This window comes from Streptococcus oralis (genome assembly GCF_003942875.1).
In the GTDB taxonomy this organism is placed as follows: domain Bacteria; phylum Bacillota; class Bacilli; order Lactobacillales; family Streptococcaceae; genus Streptococcus; species Streptococcus oralis_BX.
The window spans coordinates 1-22,865 of record NZ_RMVK01000011.1; the positions used below are offsets into that span (position 1 = coordinate 1).

Consider the following 22,865-nt stretch of genomic DNA (forward strand, 5'->3'; position numbering starts at 1 on the left):
AATACGAAGTGTGAGGTTTTCTTGGTATTTGATAGATATTCAATTTTGAGTAGGTATTACTCAGAGTTAAGTGACGATAGCCTAGGAGATACACCTGTACCCATGCCGAACACAGTAGTTAAGCCCTAGAACGCCGGAAGTAGTTGGGGGTTGCCCCCTGTGAGATATGGAAGTCGCTTAGCTCGAGGGAGTTTAGCTTAGTTGTAATTGAGAGGAAATCGAAATTACAATCGGCGGATGAGAGAAACGGAGTTTCTTACCGTTGGCTGAGCTAGACTCCACCCTTTGGGAGTTTAGCTCAGCTGGGAGAGCATCTGCCTTACAAGCAGAGGGTCAGCGGTTCGATCCCGTTAACTCCCATTTTAGCGGGTGTAGTTTAGTGGTAAAACTACAGCCTTCCAAGCTGTTGTCGCGAGTTCGATTCTCGTCACCCGCTTTGAACGAAAGTTCATACCAAGTTTTTGAACTTGGGCGCGTAGCTCAGGTGGTTAGAGCGCACGCCTGATAAGCGTGAGGTCGGTGGTTCGAGTCCACTCGTGCCCATTTATAAATATGGTCCGTTGGTCAAGGGGTTAAGACACCGCCTTTTCACGGCGGTAACACGGGTTCGAATCCCGTACGGACTATTTATTGGAGGATTACCCAAGTCCGGCTGAAGGGAACGGTCTTGAAAACCGTCAGGCGTGTAAAAGCGTGCGTGGGTTCGAATCCCACATCCTCCTTTTTATATTAACGCGGGATGGAGCAGCTCGGTAGCTCGTCGGGCTCATAACCCGAAGGTCGTAGGTTCAAATCCTGCTCCCGCAATTTGGCTCGGTAGCTCAGTTGGTAGAGCAATGGATTGAAGCTCCATGTGTCGGCGGTTCGATTCCGTCTCGCGTAAAGGTAGAACTAAGGTCTCCAAAACCTTCAGTGTGGGTTCAATTCCTACTGCCCGTGTTAATATGATTATGGCGGGTGTGGTGAAGTGGTTAACACACCAGATTGTGGCTCTGGCATGCGTGGGTTCGATCCCCATCACTCGCCTATTTTATATTATTGGGGTATAGCCAAGCGGTAAGGCAAGGGACTTTGACTCCCTCATGCGTTGGTTCGAATCCAGCTACCCCAGTTACTATTTGCCGGCGTGGCGGAATTGGCAGACGCGCTGGACTCAAAATCCAGTGTCCGCAAGGACGTGCCGGTTCGACCCCGGCCGCCGGTATAGTAATAAAGACAAGGTTTTCGAGCCTTGTTTTTTGTTTTGGTAAAGATTTTGATTAAGTACAGATAACTGAGGAATGATCTTTTTCTTCTTATTCTAGTCATTTTTAGTGTATTTTTGGTATAATATTACTTATTCACAATTTATTTTGATTATGAAAGAGTTTGGTGATTAATGTCTCGGTCTGTTGAATTACTAAAGAAACGTTACTTAAAGAATATAAAAGAGAACCCAAATTTATTTATTGGGATTGAGTTAGAATATCCTATTGTAAATTTAGAGGGTAAGGCTACAGATGGTGAAGTTGTTAAGGATCTCTTTCGATATTTACCATCAGTACTGGGCTTTACTATCGAAAAAGTGGATGATTTTGGGAATCCAATTCAGTTGCTTGATCCAGTCAGCCAAGATACGATCTTATTTGAGGTTGCTTATACGACAATTGAGTTTGCATTCGGAAAGGCCGAATCTATCCAAGAGGTGGAAGAACGCTTTAACTTCTATATGGCTACGATTCAGAATAAGTTGGGTGAAGCTAACCATGCTATTGTTGGCTGCGGCATTCATCCCAACTGGGATAAAAATGAGAATTGTCCAGTGGCTTATCCCCGCTATCAGATGTTGATGGATTATCTGAATTTGAGTAGAAATGTAACTAAATCAGATTTACATCATTTCCCTGAGTATGGTGCCTTTATCTGTGGAAGTCAGGTTCAACTGGACGTTTCAAAGTCCAACTACTTGCGGGTTATCAATGCTTTTACGCAAATTGAAGCTGCAAAAGCCTTTTTATTTGCCAATTCTGAGTTTTCAGGGGAAGATTGGGATACTAAGATTTCAAGGGATATTTTTTGGGAAGAGTCTATGCACGGGATTTATCCTGAAAATGTAGGCGTCAATGCCAGACTATTTAAAGATGAGGATGATTTTTTTGACTATCTAAATCATTCTGCGATTTTTACTGCGGAGCGTGATGGGCAGACCTATTATTTTTATCCGATTCAGGCTAGGGACTATTTGTCTACACCTGAAATCCAAGCATTTACCCTTAATGGGGATGAGGTGTTAATTCATCCTCAGGAGGAAGATTTCCAAACTCATCGTAGTTACCAGTACCAAGACTTAACGACTCGAGGAACAGTTGAGTTTCGTAGTGTGTGTACTCAGCCGCTTGATAGGACTTTTGCTTCTGCAGCCTTTCATTTGGGCTTGTTGGTTCATTTAGACAAGCTTGAAGCTTACTTGCGAACGGCTCCATTTTTTACCACAACTGGTCGTGATTATAAGCTTTTAAGACGACAATTTTCTAAAAAACAACTCACAGATGAGGAAGAAGCTGCGATTCTCGAGTTTTCTAAAGACTTACTCACCCTAGCTGAGGAGGGACTGGGGAAAAGAGATAAGCAAGAAATGGTTTATTTAGAGCCTTTGAAGAAAGAATTGGGATTATAATTTCTCTTATAAAGGGAGAATTTTCTGAAAAATCATGATATAATGGAAGAGACTATAGATAAAGGATAGAGATTCATGACATTAGTTTATCAATCAACACGTGATGCCAATAATACAGTAACTGCCAGCCAAGCTATTTTGCAAGGTTTGGCGACGGATGGTGGTCTGTTTACACCACTTACTTATCCAAAGGTGGATTTGGACTTTGAAACATTAAAAGATGCTTCTTACCAAGAAGTGGCTAAATTAGTTTTATCAGCCTTTTTAGATGACTTTACGGCTGAGGAGTTGGACTACTGTATCACCAATGCCTACGATAGCAAGTTTGATACTCCAGCTATTGCGCCATTGGTGAAACTGGATGGGCAATATAACTTGGAACTGTTCCATGGTTCAACGATCGCTTTTAAAGACATGGCCTTGTCTATCTTGCCGTACTTTATGACAACAGCCGCTAAAAAGCATGGTTTGGAGAACAAGATTGTCATTTTGACAGCGACATCTGGTGATACTGGGAAAGCTGCTATGGCGGGGTTTGCCGATGTGCCTGGAACTGAGATTATCGTTTTTTATCCGAAAGATGGTGTTAGCAAGGTACAAGAGTTGCAAATGACTACTCAGACTGGCGACAATACTCATGTTATCGCTATTGATGGAAACTTTGATGATGCACAAACAAACGTGAAGCACATGTTCAACGATGTGGAACTTCGTGAAAAATTGGCAGCGAACAAGTTGCAATTTTCATCAGCTAACTCTATGAACATTGGTCGTTTGGTACCACAGATTGTTTATTATGTTTATGCCTACGCTCAGTTGGTCAAGTCTGGTGAGATTGTGGCTGGTGAAAAGGTCAATTTCACAGTACCAACAGGAAACTTTGGAAATATTTTGGCTGCCTTTTATGCTAAACAAATCGGTCTTCCAGTTGGTAAATTAGTCTGTGCTTCAAATGACAACAATGTCTTGACAGACTTCTTCAAAACACGTGTTTACGATAAGAAACGTGAGTTTAAGGTAACGACTAGCCCATCTATGGATATCTTAGTATCTTCAAATTTGGAGCGTTTGATTTTCCATCTTTTGGGGAATAATGCGGTTAAGACAACTGAACTCATGAATGCCTTGAACACGCAAGGACAATATGAGTTGACAGACTTTGATGCAGCGATTCTGGAACTCTTTGCAGCTGAGTATGCGACTGAGGAAGAAACCGCGACAGAAATTAAACGTGTTTATCAAACAGATGCCTACATCGAGGATCCACATACGGCGGTTGCCTCAGCTGTTTATAGAAAATACCAAGCGGCTACTGGCGATGCGACTAAGACAGTGATTGCTTCAACAGCTAGTCCTTACAAGTTCCCAGTGGTTGCCGTAGAAGCGGTAACAGGAAAAGCAGGCTTGACTGACTTTGAAGCCTTGGCTCAATTACATGACATTTCAGGAGTGGCAGTGCCACCAGCGGTTGATGGCCTTGAAACAGCTCCAGTTCGTCATAAAACAACAGTGGCAGCTGCTGACATGCAAGCAGCGGTGGAGACTTATCTAGGACTTTAAGACAGAGGAAGTAAACTCGGTTGGGAAACCAACTGAGTTTCTTTTCATCAGGAGGAGAGATTGTTTAAGAAAAATAAAGACATTCTTAATATTGCCTTGCCAGCTATGGGTGAAAACTTTTTGCAGATGCTTATGGGCATGGTGGATAGTTACTTGGTCGCTCACTTGGGCTTAATCGCTATTTCAGGTGTTTCAGTGGCTGGCAATATTATCACGATTTACCAGGCGATTTTTATCGCTCTGGGAGCTGCTATCTCCAGTGTTATTTCAAAAAGTTTGGGGCAGAAAAATCAGTCCAAGTTGGCTTATCACGTGACAGAGGCTCTCAAGATAACCCTATTGCTGAGTGGGCTTTTAGGCGCCTTATCACTCTTTGCTGGGCAAGAGATGATAGGACTTTTGGGAACTGAGCAGGCTGTGGCTGAGAGTGGTGGGCTCTACCTATCTTTGGTGGGTGGATCGATTGTTCTCTTGGGCTTGATGACCAGTCTAGGTGCCTTGATTCGTGCATCGCATAATCCGCGTCTACCTCTCTATGTTAGTCTTTTATCCAATGCCTTGAATATTCTTTTTTCAAGTCTAGCTATTTTTGTCCTTGATATGGGGATAGCGGGTGTTGCTTGGGGGACTATCTTGTCTCGCTTAGTCGGTCTTGTGATTTTGTGGTCGCAATTAAAGCTGCCTTTTGAGAAACCGACTTTTGGTTTAGATAAGGAACTATTGACTTTGGCTTTGCCAGCAGCTGGAGAACGTCTCATGATGCGGGCTGGAGATGTAGTGATCATTGCCTTGGTTGTTTCTTTTGGGACGGAGGCAGTAGCGGGGAATGCAGTCGGAGAAGTCTTGACCCAGTTTAACTATATGCCTGCCTTTGGCGTCGCTACGGCGACGGTCATGCAGGTAGCTCGAGCAGTTGGAGAGGATAACTGGGAAAGAGTAGATGATTTGAGCAAGCAAACCTTTTGGCTTTCCCTGCTTCTTATGTTGCCCTTAACACTCAGTATCTATGCCTTGGGGACACCATTGACTCATCTCTATACGACCGATCCTGTAGCGGTCGAAGCGAGCGTTTTGGTGGCACTGTTCTCCCTACTAGGAACCCCCATGGCGACAGGGACAGTTATATATACGGCAGTTTGGCAGGGATTGGGAAATGCTCGCCTCCCCTTTTATGCGACAAGTATTGGGATGTGGTGTATCCGAATTGGCACAGCTTATCTGATGGGTATTGTTCTTGGTTGGGGCTTACCTGGTATTTGGACAGGGACTCTCTTGGATAATGGTTTCCGTTGGTTATTTCTACATTACCGTTACCAGCGTTATATGAGCTTGAAAGGATAGGAGATGCAAAAAACAGCTTTTATTTGGGATTTAGACGGGACTTTATTGGACTCTTACGAAGCGATTTTGTCAGGGATTGAGGAGACCTTTGCTCAATTTTCTATTCCTTATGATAAGGAAAAAATGAGAGAGTTTATCCTCAAGTTTTCTGTGCAGGATTTGCTGGAGCAGGTGGCTGAAGAGAGAAACCTGGATGCGGAAGTGCTCAACCAGGTGCGTGCTCAGAGCCTGTCTGAGAAAAATGCCCAGGTAGTTTTGATGCCAGGTGCGCGTGAAGTTTTGGCTTGGGCAGACGAAGCAGGGATTCAGCAGTTTGTCTATACTCATAAGGGAGACAATGCGCTTACTATTTTAAGAGACTTGGGGTTGGAATCCTATTTCAAAGAGATTTTAACCAGTCAGAGTGGCTTTGCGCGCAAGCCCAGTCCAGAAGCGGCGACCTATCTGCTAGACAAGTATGAGTTGGATCCTGAGAACACCTACTATATAGGAGACCGGACTTTGGATGTGGAATTTGCTCAGAATAGCGGCCTTCAAAGCATCAATTTTTTAGAGTCGTCTTATGAAGGGAATCACAGGATTCAAGAGTTAGCAGATATTCCTCATATTTTTGAGGATTGGGGACGAGAAGATTGTGTCAGTTTTGTGACAGAAACCTAACAAACTATTTCAAGTAATCGAGTTTGTTACAAGGAATAGACAGTTCTGTTAAATAGGCCCGAGAGGGCTTTTTTTCTGCTTTTTTTGTGTTATGATAGACAGGTACTCATTTGAAAGGAATATGAACGAATGAAGAAAAGAATAATTTTAGCCTCAACAGTAGCCTTGTCTCTTGCTCCCGCATTAGGAGCTAAAGCTCAAGAAATCTCTTGGACAGCACGTAGCGTTGAGCAAATCCAAAATGATGTGACGAAAAACGAGAACAAAAACAGCTATACAGTTCAGTATGGTGATACCCTGAGCACGATTGCAGAAGCTTTGGGAGTAGATGTAACGGTTCTTGCTAATTTGAACAAAATTACCAATATGGACTTGATTTTCCCAGATACTGTCCTCACTACAACTGTCAATGAGGAAGAAGAGGTAACGGAAGTTGAAATCCAAGCTCCTCAAGCAGATGCTAGTGAAGAAGTGAAGACTGCGACAGCTGATTTGACGACAAATCAAGTGACAGTTGATGAACAAACAGTTCAAGTAGAAGACCTTTCTCAACCAATTGAGGAAGCTCCAACTGCAACAGAGACTGAAAAACCAGCAGAAGTAGCGCCAAGTTCAGAAGTTTCTGAGACAGCGACAGTTGCTGAAGAGACACCATTTACAGAAACACCTGTAGCTGAAGAAACAGCTGAAACGACTCCAGCGGAAGCACCAGTAGCAGAAACGCCTGCTGATACAAGAGGAACAAGTGCAACAGCAGCAACAACAGCAACTTCTGACGCTGCAACGTCGACTTATCAAGCAGAGCAAAGCCAAACTCCTTCAAGAACTTATTCAGCTCCAGCAACTGAAACACCTGCTGATACAAGAGGATCAAGTGCAACAGAAGCAGCATCAACAGCAACTTCTGACACTGCAACTTCGACTTATCAAGCAGAGCAAAGCCAAACTCCTTCAAGAACTTATTCAGCTCCAGCAGCTCCTGACTATGCAGGACTTGCTGTAGCTAAGTCTGAGAATGCTGGTCTTCAACCACAAACTGCAGCCTTTAAGGAAGAAATCGCCAACTTGTTTGGCATCACATCCTTTAGTGGTTACCGTCCTGGTGACAGTGGGGACCATGGTAAAGGTTTGGCCATCGACTTCATGGTTCCAGTGAGTTCAGCACTCGGAGATCGAATTGCAGAATATGCAGTCCAAAATATGGCTAGCCGTGGTATCAACTATATCATCTGGAAACAACGTTTCTACGCTCCATATGATAGTAAATATGGACCAGCCTACACGTGGAATCCAATGCCAGACCGTGGTAGCGTAACCGAAAACCACTATGATCACGTTCACGTATCAATGAACTAATCATTAAAATGGAAGTTGGGAGCTGATTAAGTTCCCGCTTCTTTTTTGTGTGTCATTCCTTCAGGGTAAACAAGAAGATTATTCTGAAGCAAGGCGGGCCTGCTATTTTGACTCTGCTGAGTATGTTACTTTTGAAATAAGAAAAGCCGCATCCTGCAAGATGCTGCTTTTTTAGATTTTTATCCATTTCGACGTTTACGAGCTAGGAGGGCTCTGTAAAAGAAGATGTGATTGTTTTGGATATAGGGAAGGATTGAAAAACTAGCAATTCCAAAAGTGATCCAATTGAGGAAGTACCAAGGAAGTAGTTGCAAGTCGAGGACAAAACGTTGGAATTTGTAACCTTTCATCAAAAAGCGACTGGTTTTCAGGATTTGACCGGGTTTAGCCTGTCCTAAATCCAGAGTATCGCAGAGGAGGAATTCTACCTGCGAGTAGGCATAATGTTGTGGAACATAGAGGATGTTCCCTACAATCATCAAGATGAGACTCGCGAAAAAGTAGAGGCCAAAGGTCATAAGGAACTGCTCTGTCTCAACGGATGAGAGGTCTAATTTTGGAAATTCAGGATGTAGGGCGACAAATCTTCTAGCCAAGAGATTGCTATAAAAGAGGAAATAAATGCCTACTAAGTTTGGAATGCTCCATAAAAAGAGGTAGAAACGTTTGAGGAGCAGAGTTAGGAAGGTTTGCGAGAAGCGCTCTTCAGCAAAGAGGGCCAGGCTTGATTTTACTGAGAGTTCCGTATCAGGATCCTTGAGGAGTCGGAGTGTCGCAAAGGCAGCACCTACTAGAAAAATCGTGCTCATAAAAGAAACTACTAGCGGGAAGAGATAGGCTTGGAGAACTTGTGCCAGCATGCTGAAAAAGGATTGCTCTAAAACACTTTCTTGGAGACGAGCCAAGGGGTTGAGAAAGCCTGACAAGATAACCAGTATGCTAGGTAAGAGATAGACCAGAAAGAGGCGGGGATTTTCAGCCTGAAATTGCCTAGCCTGCAGACGAATAGTTTTTAAATCAATTTTTGGGTATTTCATTCTCTCATTATACCATAGTTCGTGACAGTTCCAGCTTTTTTTGATAAAATCATACAGTATGCCTTTGGGCGCAAAGTATGAACTGGGACTGTTTTTCCCAGCTTCGGAGGTAAAAAATGTCAGATTCACCAATCAAATACCGTTTGATTAAGAAAGAGAAACACACAGGAGCTCGTCTGGGAGAAATCATCACTCCGCACGGTACCTTCCCGACACCTATGTTTATGCCAGTTGGGACCCAAGCCACGGTCAAGACTCAATCACCAGAGGAGTTGAAGGAGATGGGTTCAGGGATTATCCTGTCAAACACCTATCACTTGTGGCTCCGTCCAGGAGACGAACTCATCGCACGCGCAGGCGGTCTCCACAAGTTCATGAACTGGGATCAGCCCATCTTGACGGATAGTGGTGGTTTTCAGGTTTATTCTCTAGCGGATAGTCGAAATATCACAGAAGAAGGAGTAACCTTTAAAAACCATCTCAATGGTTCCAAGATGTTCCTATCGCCAGAAAAGGCCATCTCTATCCAGAACAATCTGGGCTCAGACATCATGATGTCCTTTGACGAATGTCCTCAGTTTTACCAACCCTATGATTACGTTAAGAAATCAATCGAACGTACCAGCCGTTGGGCTGAGCGCGGGTTGAAGGCTCACCGTCGTCCGCATGACCAAGGTTTGTTTGGAATTGTGCAGGGGGCAGGATTTGAAGACCTTCGCCGTCAGTCAGCTCACGACCTTGTTAGCATGGACTTCCCTGGCTACTCTATCGGTGGTTTGGCAGTAGGAGAAACGCATGAAGAGATGAATGCCGTCTTGGATTTCACAACTCAACTGCTACCTGAAAACAAACCTCGCTATTTGATGGGTGTCGGAGCGCCAGATAGCTTGATTGATGGAGTTATTCGTGGCGTGGATATGTTTGACTGTGTCTTACCGACTCGTATCGCTCGTAACGGAACTTGTATGACCAGTCAAGGTCGTTTGGTTGTCAAAAATGCCCAATTCGCTGAAGACTTTACGCCACTGGATCCTGAGTGCGATTGCTACACATGTAAGAACTATACACGCGCTTATCTTCGCCACCTACTCAAGGCTGACGAAACCTTTGGTATCCGCTTGACTAGTTACCACAATCTCTACTTCTTACTCAATCTGATGAAGCAGGTCCGCCAAGCCATCATGGATGACAATCTCTTGGAATTCCGTGAGTATTTTGTAGAAAAATATGGCTACAACAAGTCAGGGCGCAATTTCTAAAGTGTAAAAATAGAATGCCAAAATCCTAAGTTTTCTCTTAGGATTTTTCCTATTTTTTTGATAGAATAGGGAGTATAATGGAATGGAAATTAGGTGGTGTTTTACTTCCTAATTTAATGGAGAATAGACTCGTATGCGTATTAAATGGTTTTCCTTGATTAGGATTACAGGTTTACTTTTGGTGCTTTTGTACCACTTCTTTCAAACGATCTTTCCTGGAGGTTTCTTTGGGGTAGATGTCTTTTTCACTTTTTCAGGATTTTTGATCACTTCCCTCCTTTTAGAAGAATTTGGGAAGGCACGCCAGATTGATTTGCTGAGCTTTTTTAAGAGACGGTTTTACCGCATCGTGCCACCTGTGGTGCTGATGGTTTTGGTGACCATGCCTTTTACTTTCTTGGTTCGTCAAGACTATGTTGCTGGAATTGGTGGCCAGATAGCTGGAGTTCTCGGTTTTATGACCAACTTCTACGAAATGTTAACAGGGGGAAGTTATGAATCCCAGTTCATTCCGCATCTCTTTGTTCACAACTGGAGTCTAGCTGTTGAGGTTCACTACTATATCCTTTGGGGCTTAGCGGTTTGGTTCTTATCGAAACGTTCAAAATCTAGTAGTCAATTGAGAGGGATGGTCTTTCTTCTTTCTGCTGGAGCTTTCATCATTAGCTTTTTCTCCATGTTTATTGGTAGTCTAATGGCGAGTTCCTATTCATCTGTCTACTTTTCAAGTTTGACCCATGTCTATCCCTTCTTTTTAGGAAGCAATTTGGCGACGGTTGTGGGGGTTCGTCAGACGAGCGATTTAGTCAAGCAGTTTGACCGGACATGGGATATTCGTCAGAATCTACTGGTATTTGCTGCTGGGCTTTTGGTGTTAGTGCTCTTGACCTTCTTTGTCAAGTTCACCTACCTGTTTGCGTACTTATTTGGCTTCTTGCTAGCAAGTTTAGCGGCAGTGACCATGATTTTTGCTGCGCGTGTCTTGCATGAGAAAACGCCTGAGATACAAGAACCTCGGATCATTACATTTTTAGCGGATACTAGCTACGCGGTTTATCTTTTCCACTGGCCTTTTTATATTATCTTTTCTCAGCTGATGAGTAATCTGCCTGCTGTTATTCTGACAATCATCTTTTCTTATTTCTTTGCTATCCTATCCTTCTATATTATTGAGCCGTTGATTGCCGGTAAATCCAATCCTTTAATACGGAAGATTAGTCGATTGCCTCATATTAAACCAATTAGTGCTGCTGGTGCTGGCATTCTTACCTTGATTACCTTGATTATCATAGTTGTGGCTCCTCAAGTTGGAGCTTTTGAGACAGACTTGATGGTCAATGGTTTCAAACAAGCCCAGACCAATATAGGACAAACAAAGACTCTTGCTGAACAAGCTGAACTGAGTCGTCTAGGAATTTCTGAGGGAACAAGCCTGATAGGAGATTCGGTAGCCTTGCGTGCCAATACAGCCTTACAAGAGGCACTCCCTGAAGCGAATATCAATGCCCAGGTTAGTCGAACGACCAAGCAAGCCAACGATATTATGCTCAATAACAGTCAGAACAAGGCGCTGCTAAAAACAGTTGTCATTGCAACGGGAGTCAATAATCCTGAAGGCTATAAGAATGATTTGGACAGCATCGTGAACAATCTACCGAAAGGACACCATCTGATACTGGTGACACCTTATGAGGGAGACAAGAGCAAGGACACTTATGCATCAGTGGAGCAGTATGCGGCTTATGCACGGGAATTAGCTGAAAAGAATCCTTACGTGAGCATCGCTGACTGGAATAAGGTTGCTAAGGAACACCCTGAAATCTGGGCAGGAACCGACCAAGTCCACTTTGGGAATGATAGCAACATGATTGAAGAAGGTGCTAAACTTTACGCAGAGACGATTGCAGCTGCTGTTAAGGCTGCTCAAGAACTGCCTGTGAAATCAAAATAAAATTAAAGAGTTGGAGAAATCCAGCTCTTTTAAAATATCTCTAGAAAATAGGTCTATACCATTTACAAATGAAAAAGAAAGGTTTATAATGTAATTGACATAATAAATTCTAGAATCAATCTATCAAGGAGGTTATCATTATGCCTAATTATATTAAAGCGGATCAGTTTTTCTACCCACACGGAGTTCGTCGTGGCGGTTACTTGGAACTTGTGGATGGCAAGTTCGGCAAACATGTAGAACAGATTCCTGAAGGAGCTGAGGTGATTGACTATACAGGTTATAGCATTGCCCCTGGGCTTGTGGATACCCATATTCATGGATTTGGTGGTGTGGATGTCATGGACAATAACATCGAAGGAACCCTTCATACCATGAGTGAAGGATTGCTTAGCACGGGTGTTACCAGCTTCTTGCCAACGACCTTGACTTCCTCTTACGAGCAGTTGCTCGCAGTAACTGAAAATATCGGTGCTCGTTATCAGGAAGCAAGTGGAGCGAAAATTCGTGGGATTTATTTTGAAGGGCCATATTTCACAGAGAAATACAAAGGAGCTCAAAACCCTGCCTATATGAAAGACCCTCGTATGGATGAGTTTCGTGCTTGGCAAAAAGCAGCCAATGGCTTGCTCAATAAAATCGCCCTTGCGCCAGAACGCGAAGGTGTAGAAGACTTTGTTCGTACAGTTACGGGTGAAGGAGTGACCGTTGCTCTTGGGCACTCCAATGCGACTTTTGATGAAGCTAAAAAAGCAGTCGATGCTGGAGCGAGTGTTTGGGTACATGCCTACAATGGGATGCGTGGGTTGACTCACCGTGAGCTCGGTATGGTGGGAGCCATGTATGAATTGCCACATACTTACGCTGAATTGATTTGTGATGGTCACCACGTAGATCCAAAGGCCTGTGACATTTTGCTCAAGCAAAAAGGAACTGAAAATATTGCTCTCATCACAGACTGTATGACAGCGGGTGGCTTGGAAGACGGTGACTACATGTTGGGAGAATTCCCAGTAGTCGTTGCCAATGGAACTGCACGCCTCAAATCGACAGGAAATTTGGCAGGTTCTATCCTCAAACTCAAGGACGGTTTGAAGAATGTTGTCGAATGGGGCATTGCGAATCCACATGAAGCAGTCATGATGGCTAGCCTCAACCCAGCAAAATCTGTTCACATCGATGATGTTTGTGGTCAAATCCGTGAAGGTTACGATGCTGACTTTATCGTACTAGATAAAGATTTGGAATTGGTAGCAACCTACCTAGATGGTGTGAAACGTTATCAAGCCTAAGAAGATAAAAAATAGGGGTCAATAAAAGGCTCCTATTTTTATGATAGGCTGAAAAGGTATTTAAAGAAGTCTTCCTAAAGGGAAAGGCAAGCAAAATCCTTTTCTTGTAATAAAAAATTAGATATAATATACGATACAAAGGAAGTAGTAAGAATGTATCGTGTTATAGAAATGTATGGGGATTTTGAACCGTGGTGGTTCATAGAAGGTTGGGAAGAAGATGTCATCATGAGTCAATCTTTTGACAAGTATTATGATGCTCTAAAATATTATAAATCATGCTGGTTTGAGCTGGAAAGGAAGAATCCCCTTTATAAGAGTCGGAGTGATTTGATGACTATTTTTTGGGATCCTGCTGATAAACGCTGGTGTGATGAGTGTGATGAGTATTTGCAGCAGTACCATTCTTTGGCACTTTTACAGGATGAGCAAGTCATCCCCGATGAAAAGCTACGTCCAGGCTACGAAAAACAAACAGGTCAAGAAAAACACCGTTCTTGCCGTATGAAATGGAGATAAAAAAAGTAACTTTTTAAGTTGCTTTTTTTATTTTTTTGCGAATAGTTAGATAAGGAGGGCGGTATGGTACAAGAAATTGCACAGAAAATTATTGCTACTGCGAAAGAAAAGAAGGCTCAGGATATCTATTTCATTCCCAAGGAAAAGTCCTACGAGCTTCACATGCGGGTTGGAGACGAGCGGTGTCTCGTTGACTCCTATGAGTTTGATATTTTAGCTGCTGTGATTAGTCATTTTAAGTTTGTGGCGGGTATGAACGTAGGAGAGAAGAGACGTAGTCAGCTGGGCTCTTGCGACTATCAGCATGGGGAGAAGGTGTCTTCTCTGCGTTTGTCTACCGTGGGAGATTATCGGGGACATGAGAGTTTGGTCATTCGTTTGTTGCACGATGAGGAGCAGGACCTGCATTTCTGGTTTCAGGATATGAACGAACTGGGTGAGCAGTACAGGCAACGGGGGCTCTACCTTTTTGCGGGTCCAGTTGGAAGTGGCAAGACGACCTTGATGCACGAATTAGCCAAGTCACTTTTTAAGGGGCAACAGGTTATGTCCATCGAAGATCCTGTCGAGATCAAGCAGGAAGACATGCTCCAGTTGCAGTTGAATGAAGCGATTGGCTTGACCTATGAAAATCTGATCAAACTGTCTCTCCGGCATCGTCCGGATCTCTTGATTATTGGTGAAATTCGGGATAGTGAAACGGCGCGTGCAGTGGTCAGAGCCAGTTTAACGGGTGCGACGGTCTTTTCAACCATTCATGCCAAAAGTATCCGAGGTGTTTATGAACGCCTTCTGGAGTTGGGTGTGACGGAGGAGGAACTAGCAGTTGTCCTGCAAGGAGTCTGCTACCAGAGATTAATTGGGGGAGGAGGAATCGTTGACTTTGCAAACAAAGACTATCAGGAACACCAGCCAACTAGCTGGAATGAACAGATTGAGCAGCTTCTTAAAGATGGACATATCACAAATCTTCAGGCTGAAACGGAAAAAATTAGCTACAGCTAAGCAGAAGAAAATCATCACCCTGTTTAACAACCTCTTTTCCAGTGGCTTTCATTTGGTGGAAATTATTTCTTTCTTGGGAAGAAGTGCCCTGCTAGAAAAGGACTATGTGGCCCAGATGCACCAAGGCTTGTCTCAGGGGAAATCCTTTTCAGAGATGATGGACAGCTTGGGTTTTTCAAGTGCTATCGTGACCCAATTATCTCTAGCTGAAGTGCATGGAAATCTTCACCTGAGTTTGGCAAAGATAGAAGAATATCTGGACAATTTAGCCAAGGTCAAGAAAAAATTAATCGAAGTGGCGACCTATCCCCTGATTTTGCTGGGATTTCTTCTGCTAATCATGCTGGGGTTGAGAAACTATTTGCTGCCTCAACTGGACAGTAGCAATATTGCCACTCAAATCATCGGCAATCTGCCACAAATTTTTCTGGGACTTGTGTTGGTTTGCACTCTGTCTCTACTTTTAGCTCTCACTTTCTACAAAAGAAGTTCCAAGATGCGAGTCTTCTCTATGTTAGCACGGATTCCCTTTCTTGGAATCTTTGTCCAGACTTATCTGACAGCCTATTATGCGCGTGAATGGGGCAATATGATTTCGCAGGGGATGGAGTTGACGCAGATTTTTCAGATCATGCAGGGACAGGGTTCCCAGCTCTTTAAAGAAATCGGTCAAGATCTGGCTCAAGCCCTGCAAAATGGCCGCGAATTTTCTCAAACCATAGCGACCTATCCCTTCTTTAAAAAGGAGTTGAGTCTCATCATTGAGTATGGGGAAGTCAAGTCCAAGCTGGGGAGTGAGTTGAAAATCTATGCAGAAAAGACTTGGGAAGCCTTTTTTACCCGAGTCAACCGCACCATGAATTTGGTGCAGCCACTGGTCTTTATCTTTGTGGCCCTGATTATCGTTTTACTTTATGCGGCAATGCTTATGCCCATGTATCAAAATATGGAGGTAAATTTTTAAAATGAAAAAACTCATGACAAATTTAAAAAAAGCCAAGGTTAAAGCTTTCACTTTGGTAGAGATGTTAGTGGTCTTGCTCATCATCAGCGTTCTTCTCTTGCTCTTTGTGCCCAATTTGACCAAGCAAAAGGATGCCGTAGATGACAAAGGAAAAGCTGCTGTTGTTAAGGTGGTGGAAAGTCAGGCAGAACTCTATAGTCTGGATAAGAATGAAGATGCGAGTCTAAGTAAATTACAGGCCGACGGCCGTATCACAGCTGAGCAAGCTAAGGCTTATAAAGAATACCATGCAAAACAAAAAACAAGTCAAACTGTTGCGGATTAAGGCCTTTACCATGCTGGAAAGTCTCCTTGTTTTGGGACTTGTGAGTATCATTGCTTTGGCTTTATCTGGCTCAGTCCAGTCTAGTTTTGCAGCAGTGGAAGAGCAGATATTTTTCATGGAATTTGAAGAACTATACCGTGAAACTCAAAAGCATAGTGTAGCTAGTCAACAAAAGACTAGTCTAAACTTAGATGGGCAGACAATCAACAATGGTAGTCAGAAGTTGACTGTTCCCAAAGGGATTCATGCACCATCTGGACAAACGATTCATTTTGATCGAGCTGGGGGCAATTCGTCCCTGGCTAAGGTTGAATTTCAGACCAGCAAAGGAGCGATTCGCTATCAATTATATCTAGGAAATGGAAAAATTAAACGCATTAAGGAAACTAAAAATTAAGGCAGTGATCTTACTAGAAGCAGTAGTAGCGCTAGCCATATTTGCCAGTATTGCAACCCTCCTCTTGGGACAAATTCAGAAAAATAGACAAGAAGAGGCAGAAATCTTGCAAAAGGAAGAAGTCTTGCGTGTGGCGAAGATGGCTCTGCAGACAGGTCAAAATCAGGTAAACATAAACGGAGTGGAGATTCAGGTGTTTTCTAGTGAAAAGGGATTGGAGGTTTATCATGGTTCAGAGCAGTTACTCGACCTTAAAGATCAGTAAGGTAAAGGCGTTTACTCTTTTAGAATCTCTGATTGCCCTTATCGTCATTAGCGGAGGCTTGTTACTGTTTCAAGCTATGAGTCAGCTCCTCATTTCAGAAGTTCGTTACCAGCAGCAAAGCGAGCAAAAGGAGTGGCTCTTGTTTGTGGATCAACTGGAGGCAGAGTTAGAGCGTTCGCAGTTTGAAAAGGTGGAAGGTAATCGCCTCTACATGAAACAGGATGGTAAGGATATCTCTATAGGTAAGTCTAAATCGGATGATTTTCGAAAAACGGATACCAGCGGACGGGGCTACCAACCTATGGTTTATGGACTTAAATCAGCTCAAATTACAGAGGAAAATCAATTGGTTCGCTTTCGCTTCCAATTTCAAAAGGGCTTAGAAAGGGAGTTCATCTATCGTGTGGAAAAAACAAAAAGTTAAGGCAGGCGTTCTCTTATATGCGGTTACCATGGCAGCCATTTTTAGCCTGTTGTTGCAGTTTTATTTGAATCGGCAAGTAGCCCATCACAAAGACTTTGCCCTAAACAAAGAAAAGCTGGCAGCTTTTGCCATGGCCAAGCGAAGTAAAGATAAGGCTGAGCAAGAAAGTGGGGAACGAGTCTTCAACTTAGGAAAAGTCAGGTATCAAAATACGAAAACAGGTTTTGCAACAAGTGTTCGTATGAATAAGGGCAACTATGAATTTCTCTTTCCTCCGATGAAAATCAAGGAAAAGAAAACAGATCAAAAGGAAGAGGTAGCGACTGATTCAAGCAATCAAGCAGGGAAGAAAAAATCAGAAGAAAAGCCTGACAAGAAAGACAAATCCTAGTCAATTCAACTTCTTTGTGCTAAACTAAAAGCATGAAACATGATTTTAATCACAAAGCAGAAACTTTTGATTCGCCCAAAAATATCTTTCTTGCAAATTTGGTTTGTCAAGCAGTTGAAAAACAGATTGCTCTTCTATCAGACAAGGAAATATTGGACTTCGGTGGTGGGACGGGTCTGTTAGCCTTGCCTCTAGCTAAGCAAGCCCAGTCGGTTACCCTTGTAGACATCTCGGAGAAAATGCTGGAGCAAGCCCGTTTGAAAGCAGAGCAACAAGACATCAAGAATATCCAGATTTTGGAGCAGGATTTACTGGCAAATCCCTTGGAACAGCAATTTGACCTGATTGTTGTCAGTCGGGTTCTTCATCATATGCCTGATCTAGATGCAACTCTTGCCATGTTTTACCATCACCTTAGGGAGAATGGACAGGTCCTCATTGCTGATTTTGTCAAGACAGATACCAACCACCATGGTTTTGATTTAGCTGAACTGGAAACCAAGCTCGCCCAGTTTGGTTTTTCAAGCATTGACAGTCAGATTCTCTATAGCGCTGAAGAATTGTTTCAAGGAAATTATTCAGAACTCTTTTTAACAGTAGCCCAAAAATCACTCGCTGACTATGTACTGACCCCCAAAAGTTGGACAAATAATTATTGAAAGGATTTAGTTCTGTATTGTACAGGCCTAAGTCCTTTTAGTTAGACTTTGATTCGTTTGTTGTTTTAGTAATCAATGTAGTCCATAATAGCTTGTTCAAGGTCTTCTAAAGACCTAAAATGCTTCTCATAACCGTAAAACATCTCTGATTTCAAAATACCAAAGAAGGACTCCATCATCCCATTGTCTGGGCTGTTGTCCCTGCGTGACATAGATGCTTGCATTCCCTTACCCTCTAGGAACCGATGATAAGAATCGTGTTGGTATTGCCAGCCTTGGTCACTATGGAGAATCGTATTCTAGTAGAGTTTCTCTGTGAATGCCTGTTCCAACATGGTTTTCACTTGTTTCAAATTAGGCGAAGTAGATAGACTATAAGCAATAATTTCACTGTTAAAGCCATCTAAAACTGGCGATAAATAGAGTTTCTGTGTGCTATTTGGAATGGCAAACTTTGTCACATCTGTATAGCACTTTTCCATCGGTTTCGCCCCTTCGAACTGGCGTTGAATAAGATTCTCTGCTTTCTTGCCAATCTCTCCTTGGTAGGAAGAATACTTCCGTTTTCGACGGATACGAGCTGTTAAACCAAGGCCCTTCATCAACCGTTGAACTTTCTTATGATTGACCGCATAACCACGATTTCTTAGTTGCAAGTGAATCCGACGATAGCCATAATTTCCTTTATGGTCATTATAAATGGTTTGAATTTCGGTTTTAAACTCTTTATCTTTATCAACCCCATCCAGCTGTTTCAAATGGTAATAGTAAGTTGAATGAGCTAAACGTGCTGTTTCAAGAAGCAAATCTAGTCGAAATCCTCCTGAAACCATTTCTCTAATTGTCTCTGCCTTTCTCGCTCTATGGCCTCGTCCCTTTCCTACAATTCTTTTAACTTTTTTAGGTAGGCCGCCTCAGTCCGTAAGCGTTCATTCTCCTCTTGAAGTCGCTCTAGTTCTGTCATTTTTTGTTTTAAATCAGGAGAATAGTAACGATTTTTTCCTTTTTTGACGATTTCTATTCCATATTGGTCAATTAATTTCACCATGTACTTTAGACCAGAAGCATCCACACCAAATCTTTTTGAAAGCTGTTTGAAGCTTTGTACTTATTTTCTTAGTTCATAGATTTGAACTTTATCTTCATAACTCAATTTCATAATAAAACACCCCAAAAGTTAGATTTTTTCTGTCTAACTTTTGGAGTGCAGTTCACTAAAGCAGTGATTTTTTCTCTTCAGATGGAAAAAAGGAGGGAAATTTGATAAGATAGTAATATGGATTTTGAAAAAATTGAACAAGCTTATACGTATTTACTAGAGAATGTCCAAGTCATCCAAAGTGATTTGGCGACCAACTTTTATGACGCCTTGGTAGAGCAAAATAGTATCTACCTAGATGGCGAGACCGAACTAGAGCAGGTCAAGGAGAACAATCAAGCCCTTAAGCGTTTAGCGCTTCGCAAAGAAGAATGGCTCAAGACCTATCAGTTTCTCTTGATGAAGGCAGGACAAACGGAGCCTTTACAGGCCAATCACCAGTTTACACCAGATGCTATTGCCCTTCTCTTGGTACTCATTGTGGAAGAGTTGTTTGAACAAGAGGAAATTAGCATCCTCGAAATAGGCTCTGGTATGGGGATTTTGGGGGCTACTTTCTTGACTTCTCTTGCTAAAAAAGTAGATTACTTGGGAATCGAAGTGGATGACTTGCTGATTGATTTGGCAGCCAGTATGGCAGATGTGATTGGCTTGCAAGCTGGTTTTGTCCAAGGAGACGCCGTTCGTCCGCAAATGCTTAAAGAAAGCGACGTGGTCATCAGCGACTTGCCTGTTGGCTATTACCCAGACGATGCTATCGCTTCGCGCTATCAAGTGGCTTCTAGTCAAGAACATACCTATGCCCACCATTTGCTAATGGAACAAGGCCTCAAGTACCTTAAGTCAGATGGCTATGCTATTTTTTTAGCTCCGAGTGATTTATTGACCAGCCCTCAAAGTGACTTATTAAAAGGGTGGCTCAAAGACGAAGTGAGTCTGGCTGCTATCATCGCTCTGCCAGAGGATATTTTCTCAACTGCCAGCCAAGCTAAAAGTATTTTTGTCTTACAGAAGAAAAGAGATAAAGAAACAGAACCTTTTGTCTACCCTCTTACTAGCTTGCAAGATCCGTCAGTATTGTTGACCTTTAAAGAAAATTTTCAAAATTGGAGCAAAGGTACTGAAATATAAAAGAGATTTTGTTATAATAGATGAAAACGCTTAAAAAGAGGTATCATCTTATGACAAAAACAATTGCAATCAATGCAGGAAGCTCAAGCTTGAAATGGCAACTTTATCAAATGCCAGAAGAGAAAGTTTTGGCTAAAGGCTTGATTGAACGTATTGGATTGAAAGATTCAATTTCAACAGTAAAATTTGACGGTCGTTCGGAACAACAAATTCTTGATATTGAAGACCACACACAAGCCGTTAAAATTTTATTGGATGACTTGATTCGTTTTGATATTATCAAAGGGTACGATGAGATTACAGGTGTCGGCCACCGCGTCGTTGCAGGTGGTGAATATTTCAAGGAATCAACAGTTGTTGAGGGGGATGTGTTAGAAAAAGTTGAGGAATTGGGACTCTTGGCTCCTCTTCACAATCCAGCTAACGCAGCTGGAATTCGCGCATTTAAGGAATTGCTTCCAGATATTACCAGTGTTGTTGTATTTGATACTTCATTCCACACAACCATGCCAGAAAAGGCTTATCGCTACCCTCTACCAACTAAATACTACACAGACAACAAGGTTCGTAAATATGGTGCCCACGGGACAAGCCACCAGTTTGTCGCAGGAGAAGCAGCGAAACTTTTGGGCCGTCCTCTAGAAGATTTGAAATTGATTACCTGCCATATTGGTAACGGGGCTTCTATCACAGCTGTTAAGGGTGGGAAGTCTGTAGATACTTCTATGGGATTCACACCACTTGGCGGTGTGATGATGGGAACTCGTACAGGAGATATTGACCCTGCTATCATCCCTTATCTCATGCAATATACAGAGGATTTTAATACCCCAGAAGATATTAGTCGCGTTCTCAATCGTGAATCAGGGCTCATGGGAGTTTCTGGTCAGTCAAGCGATATGCGTGATGTGATTGCTGCTATGGAAGCAGGAGACCATGATGCGACTTTGGCTTATGAAATGTATGTTGATCGTATCCAAAAACATATCGGCCAGTACCTTGCAGTCCTAAATGGAGCAGATGCGATTATCTTCACAGCAGGGATTGGTGAAAATGCAGCTTTGGTTCGTGAGGATGTCATTTCAGGTATCTCTTGGTTTGGTTGTGATGTGGATCCAGAAAAGAACGTCTTTGGCGTAACGGGAGACATCTCAACTGATGCAGCGAAAATCCGTGTCTTGGTTATTCCAACAGATGAAGAATTGGTGATTGCACGCGATGTTGAGCGCTTGAAAAAATAAGTAAATAAACGTAAAATTAGATTGTGAAAAGAAGTTGGGAAAGAGATTTTCCAGCTTTTTTTATGTAGAAAATGTCTAAAACCTTGCTGTTATTGGCTTTTTCAAAAAATATGGTATAATAGTAGTAATTTAATAGATGGAGTTGAGTTTTGAAGAAAAGCTTTCGTGTAAAAAGAGAGAAAGATTTTAAGGCGATTTTCAAGGACGGAACAAGTTTTGCCAATCGAAAATTTGTTGTCTACCAATTGGAAAACCAGCAAAACCATTTTCGAGTAGGACTGTCCGTCAGCAAAAAGCTGGGGAATGCAGTTACCAGAAATCAAATTAAAAGACGAATCCGACACATTCTACAAAGTGTAAAAGGGAGTTTAGTGGAGCATGTTGATTTTGTTGTGATTGCCCGAAAAGGGGTGGAAACCTTGGAATATGCAGAGATGGAGAAAAACCTACTCCACGTATTAAAGTTATCAAAGATTTACCAGGAAGGAAATGGGAGTGAAAAAGAAACTACAGTTGACTAGTTTGCTGGGTTTGTCCTTAGTTATCATGACAGCCTGTGCAACAAATGGTGCAGCTAGCGATATAACAGCAGACTCGACAGACTTTTGGAGCAAATTCGTCTATTTTTTTGCTGAAATTATCCGCTTTTTGTCCTTTGACATTAGTATCGGAGTGGGGATTATCCTCTTCACAATCTTGATCCGGACGATTTTATTGCCGGTCTTTCAGACACAGATGGTTGCCTCTAGAAAAATGCAAGAGGCTCAACCGCGCATCAAGGCTTTGCGAGAGCAATATCCGGGTCGTGATATGGAAAGTAGAACCAAGCTAGACCAGGAGATGCGCAAGGTTTATAAAGAGTTAGGGATTAAGCATTCATCCTCTCTCTGGCCAATTTTAATACAAATGCCTGTCCTCTTGGCGCTCTTTCAAGCCTTGAGTCGAGTAGACTTTTTGAAAACAGGACACTTTTTATGGATTAATTTGGGAGGAGTAGATACAAGTTTTGTCCTTCCGATTTTGGCGGCAGTCTTTACCTTCTTGAGTAGCTGGTTATCGAATAAAGCTTTGTCTGAAAAAAGTGGAGCTACGACAGGGATGATGTACGGGATGCCTGTATTGATCTTTGTTTTTGCCATCTCTGCCCCAAGTGGTGTAGCCTTGTACTGGGCTGTATCCAATGCTTACCAAGTTCTGCAAACCTACTTCTTGAACAATCCTTTCAAGATTATTGCTGAAAGAGAAGCAGTGGCGCAAGCAGAAAAAGATTTAGAAGGCAAGAAGAGAAGAGCCTTGAAAAAAGCACAGAAAAAGAAAAAATAAGGAGGAATCT

At 42.5% G+C, this 22,865-nt stretch carries 22 protein-coding genes, 10 tRNA genes, 1 rRNA gene and 1 pseudogene; 32 read left to right on the forward strand and 2 right to left on the reverse strand.

Features of this window, described 5'->3' with window-relative positions; genetic code table 11:
- Nucleotides 1-66: 66 nt before the first annotated feature.
- From rrf to D8844_RS10045, 16 genes are all read left to right on the forward strand, one after another.
- Nucleotides 67-182 (forward strand): 5S ribosomal RNA (gene rrf / locus D8844_RS09970).
- Between the two features lie 105 nt (nt 183-287).
- Nucleotides 288-360: transfer RNA gene (locus tag D8844_RS09975), tRNA-Val, on the forward strand.
- 5 nt (nt 361-365) lie between these two features.
- Nucleotides 366-436 (forward strand) — tRNA-Gly (locus D8844_RS09980).
- Nucleotides 437-469: 33 nt separating this feature from the next.
- A tRNA-Ile gene (locus tag D8844_RS09985) sits at nt 470-543 on the forward strand.
- A gap of 11 nt (nt 544-554) precedes the next feature.
- Nucleotides 555-626: transfer RNA gene (locus D8844_RS09990), tRNA-Glu, on the forward strand.
- A gap of 6 nt (nt 627-632) precedes the next feature.
- Nucleotides 633-722, forward strand: a tRNA-Ser gene (locus tag D8844_RS09995).
- Nucleotides 723-733: 11 nt separating this feature from the next.
- Nucleotides 734-807: transfer RNA gene (locus tag D8844_RS10000), tRNA-Met, on the forward strand.
- A 2-nt stretch (nt 808-809) separates the two neighbouring features.
- A tRNA-Phe gene (locus tag D8844_RS10005) sits at nt 810-883 on the forward strand.
- Between the two features lie 70 nt (nt 884-953).
- A tRNA-His gene (locus D8844_RS10010) sits at nt 954-1,026 on the forward strand.
- 13 nt (nt 1,027-1,039) lie between these two features.
- Nucleotides 1,040-1,111, forward strand: a tRNA-Gln gene (locus tag D8844_RS10015).
- Between the two features lie 9 nt (nt 1,112-1,120).
- Nucleotides 1,121-1,204 (forward strand) — tRNA-Leu (locus tag D8844_RS10020).
- A gap of 174 nt (nt 1,205-1,378) precedes the next feature.
- Complete coding sequence (locus D8844_RS10025; RefSeq protein ID WP_125423806.1) at nt 1,379-2,656, forward strand: glutamate-cysteine ligase family protein; 1,278 nt, start codon at nt 1,379-1,381, stop codon at nt 2,654-2,656.
- Nucleotides 2,657-2,731: 75 nt separating this feature from the next.
- Complete coding sequence (gene thrC / locus D8844_RS10030) at nt 2,732-4,216, forward strand: threonine synthase (RefSeq protein ID WP_125423809.1); 1,485 nt, start codon at nt 2,732-2,734, stop codon at nt 4,214-4,216.
- A 60-nt stretch (nt 4,217-4,276) separates the two neighbouring features.
- Nucleotides 4,277-5,557 (forward strand): MATE family efflux transporter, encoded by a 1,281-nt coding sequence (locus tag D8844_RS10035; protein ID WP_125423812.1) that lies wholly within the window; start codon nt 4,277-4,279, stop codon nt 5,555-5,557.
- Between the two features lie 3 nt (nt 5,558-5,560).
- On the forward strand, nt 5,561-6,217 hold the full coding sequence (locus D8844_RS10040) for an HAD family hydrolase (RefSeq protein ID WP_125423815.1): 657 nt from the start codon (nt 5,561-5,563) through the stop codon (nt 6,215-6,217).
- A gap of 129 nt (nt 6,218-6,346) precedes the next feature.
- Nucleotides 6,347-7,573, forward strand: a complete 1,227-nt coding sequence (locus tag D8844_RS10045) for a LysM peptidoglycan-binding domain-containing protein (RefSeq protein ID WP_125423817.1) — start codon at nt 6,347-6,349, stop codon at nt 7,571-7,573.
- 179 nt (nt 7,574-7,752) lie between these two features.
- On the opposite strand, the gene D8844_RS10055 is transcribed toward D8844_RS10045, so the two are convergent.
- A complete protein-coding gene (locus tag D8844_RS10055) occupies nt 7,753-8,610 on the reverse strand; it encodes a DUF975 family protein (protein WP_125423820.1) in 858 nt (285 codons plus the stop codon).
- A 116-nt stretch (nt 8,611-8,726) separates the two neighbouring features.
- Between D8844_RS10055 and tgt the strand changes: the two genes are divergently transcribed.
- The 12 genes from tgt to D8844_RS10115 all read left to right on the forward strand — a co-directional run bounded on the left by tgt (nt 8,727) and on the right by D8844_RS10115 (nt 18,061).
- Nucleotides 8,727-9,869: a tRNA guanosine(34) transglycosylase Tgt gene (gene tgt, locus D8844_RS10060; protein ID WP_001285237.1), complete on the forward strand. Its 1,143-nt coding sequence runs from the start codon at nt 8,727-8,729 to the stop codon at nt 9,867-9,869.
- A gap of 133 nt (nt 9,870-10,002) precedes the next feature.
- Entirely contained in the window at nt 10,003-11,820 is a 1,818-nt protein-coding gene (locus D8844_RS10065) for an acyltransferase family protein (RefSeq protein ID WP_049484515.1), read from the forward strand.
- 140 nt (nt 11,821-11,960) lie between these two features.
- The gene (nagA, locus tag D8844_RS10070) at nt 11,961-13,112 is read left to right on the forward strand and encodes an N-acetylglucosamine-6-phosphate deacetylase (protein WP_001134447.1); all 1,152 of its coding nucleotides are present in this window, start codon (nt 11,961-11,963) and stop codon (nt 13,110-13,112) included.
- Nucleotides 13,113-13,265: 153 nt separating this feature from the next.
- Nucleotides 13,266-13,631 carry a DUF1033 family protein gene (locus tag D8844_RS10075; RefSeq protein WP_125423823.1) on the forward strand — a complete coding sequence of 122 codons (366 nt, stop codon included), beginning with the start codon at nt 13,266-13,268 and terminating at the stop codon, nt 13,629-13,631.
- A gap of 63 nt (nt 13,632-13,694) precedes the next feature.
- Nucleotides 13,695-14,636, forward strand: a complete 942-nt coding sequence (gene comGA / locus D8844_RS10080; RefSeq protein ID WP_125423826.1) for a competence type IV pilus ATPase ComGA — start codon at nt 13,695-13,697, stop codon at nt 14,634-14,636.
- Complete coding sequence (gene comGB / locus D8844_RS10085) at nt 14,584-15,600, forward strand: competence type IV pilus assembly protein ComGB (RefSeq protein ID WP_125423857.1); 1,017 nt, start codon at nt 14,584-14,586, stop codon at nt 15,598-15,600. The genes comGA and comGB overlap by 53 nt, the downstream gene beginning before the upstream one ends.
- A 1-nt stretch (nt 15,601) precedes the next feature.
- Entirely contained in the window at nt 15,602-15,925 is a 324-nt protein-coding gene (comGC, locus tag D8844_RS10090) for a competence type IV pilus major pilin ComGC (protein ID WP_000735802.1), read from the forward strand.
- Complete coding sequence (gene comGD, locus D8844_RS10095) at nt 15,888-16,322, forward strand: competence type IV pilus minor pilin ComGD (protein WP_070568117.1); 435 nt, start codon at nt 15,888-15,890, stop codon at nt 16,320-16,322. Before comGC ends, comGD begins: the two co-directional genes overlap by 38 nt.
- The gene (gene comGE / locus D8844_RS10100; protein ID WP_185757688.1) at nt 16,285-16,587 is read left to right on the forward strand and encodes a competence type IV pilus minor pilin ComGE; all 303 of its coding nucleotides are present in this window, start codon (nt 16,285-16,287) and stop codon (nt 16,585-16,587) included. The genes comGD and comGE overlap by 38 nt, the downstream gene beginning before the upstream one ends.
- Nucleotides 16,550-17,011, forward strand: coding sequence for a competence type IV pilus minor pilin ComGF (comGF, locus tag D8844_RS10105; protein ID WP_125423832.1), 462 nt, complete (start codon nt 16,550-16,552; stop codon nt 17,009-17,011). Before comGE ends, comGF begins: the two co-directional genes overlap by 38 nt.
- Entirely contained in the window at nt 16,989-17,402 is a 414-nt protein-coding gene (gene comGG / locus D8844_RS10110) for a competence type IV pilus minor pilin ComGG (protein WP_125423835.1), read from the forward strand. The genes comGF and comGG overlap by 23 nt, the downstream gene beginning before the upstream one ends.
- 32 nt (nt 17,403-17,434) lie before the next feature.
- Nucleotides 17,435-18,061 (forward strand): class I SAM-dependent methyltransferase, encoded by a 627-nt coding sequence (locus tag D8844_RS10115; RefSeq protein ID WP_125423838.1) that lies wholly within the window; start codon nt 17,435-17,437, stop codon nt 18,059-18,061.
- 41 nt (nt 18,062-18,102) lie between these two features.
- Here D8844_RS10115 and D8844_RS10120 read toward each other — a convergent pair.
- A pseudogene (locus tag D8844_RS10120) lies at nt 18,103-19,220 on the reverse strand (IS3 family transposase).
- Between the two features lie 117 nt (nt 19,221-19,337).
- Here D8844_RS10120 and D8844_RS10125 point away from each other — a divergent pair.
- From D8844_RS10125 to D8844_RS10140, 4 genes are all read left to right on the forward strand, one after another.
- On the forward strand, nt 19,338-20,291 hold the full coding sequence (locus tag D8844_RS10125) for a class I SAM-dependent methyltransferase (RefSeq protein WP_125423841.1): 954 nt from the start codon (nt 19,338-19,340) through the stop codon (nt 20,289-20,291).
- 50 nt (nt 20,292-20,341) lie between these two features.
- On the forward strand, nt 20,342-21,532 hold the full coding sequence (locus D8844_RS10130) for an acetate kinase (RefSeq protein WP_000167790.1): 1,191 nt from the start codon (nt 20,342-20,344) through the stop codon (nt 21,530-21,532).
- A 149-nt stretch (nt 21,533-21,681) separates the two neighbouring features.
- Nucleotides 21,682-22,053, forward strand: a complete 372-nt coding sequence (rnpA, locus tag D8844_RS10135; protein ID WP_000748120.1) for a ribonuclease P protein component — start codon at nt 21,682-21,684, stop codon at nt 22,051-22,053.
- On the forward strand, nt 22,028-22,855 hold the full coding sequence (locus D8844_RS10140; protein ID WP_164978810.1) for a membrane protein insertase YidC: 828 nt from the start codon (nt 22,028-22,030) through the stop codon (nt 22,853-22,855). The genes rnpA and D8844_RS10140 overlap by 26 nt, the downstream gene beginning before the upstream one ends.
- Nucleotides 22,856-22,865: the final 10 nt, after the last annotated feature.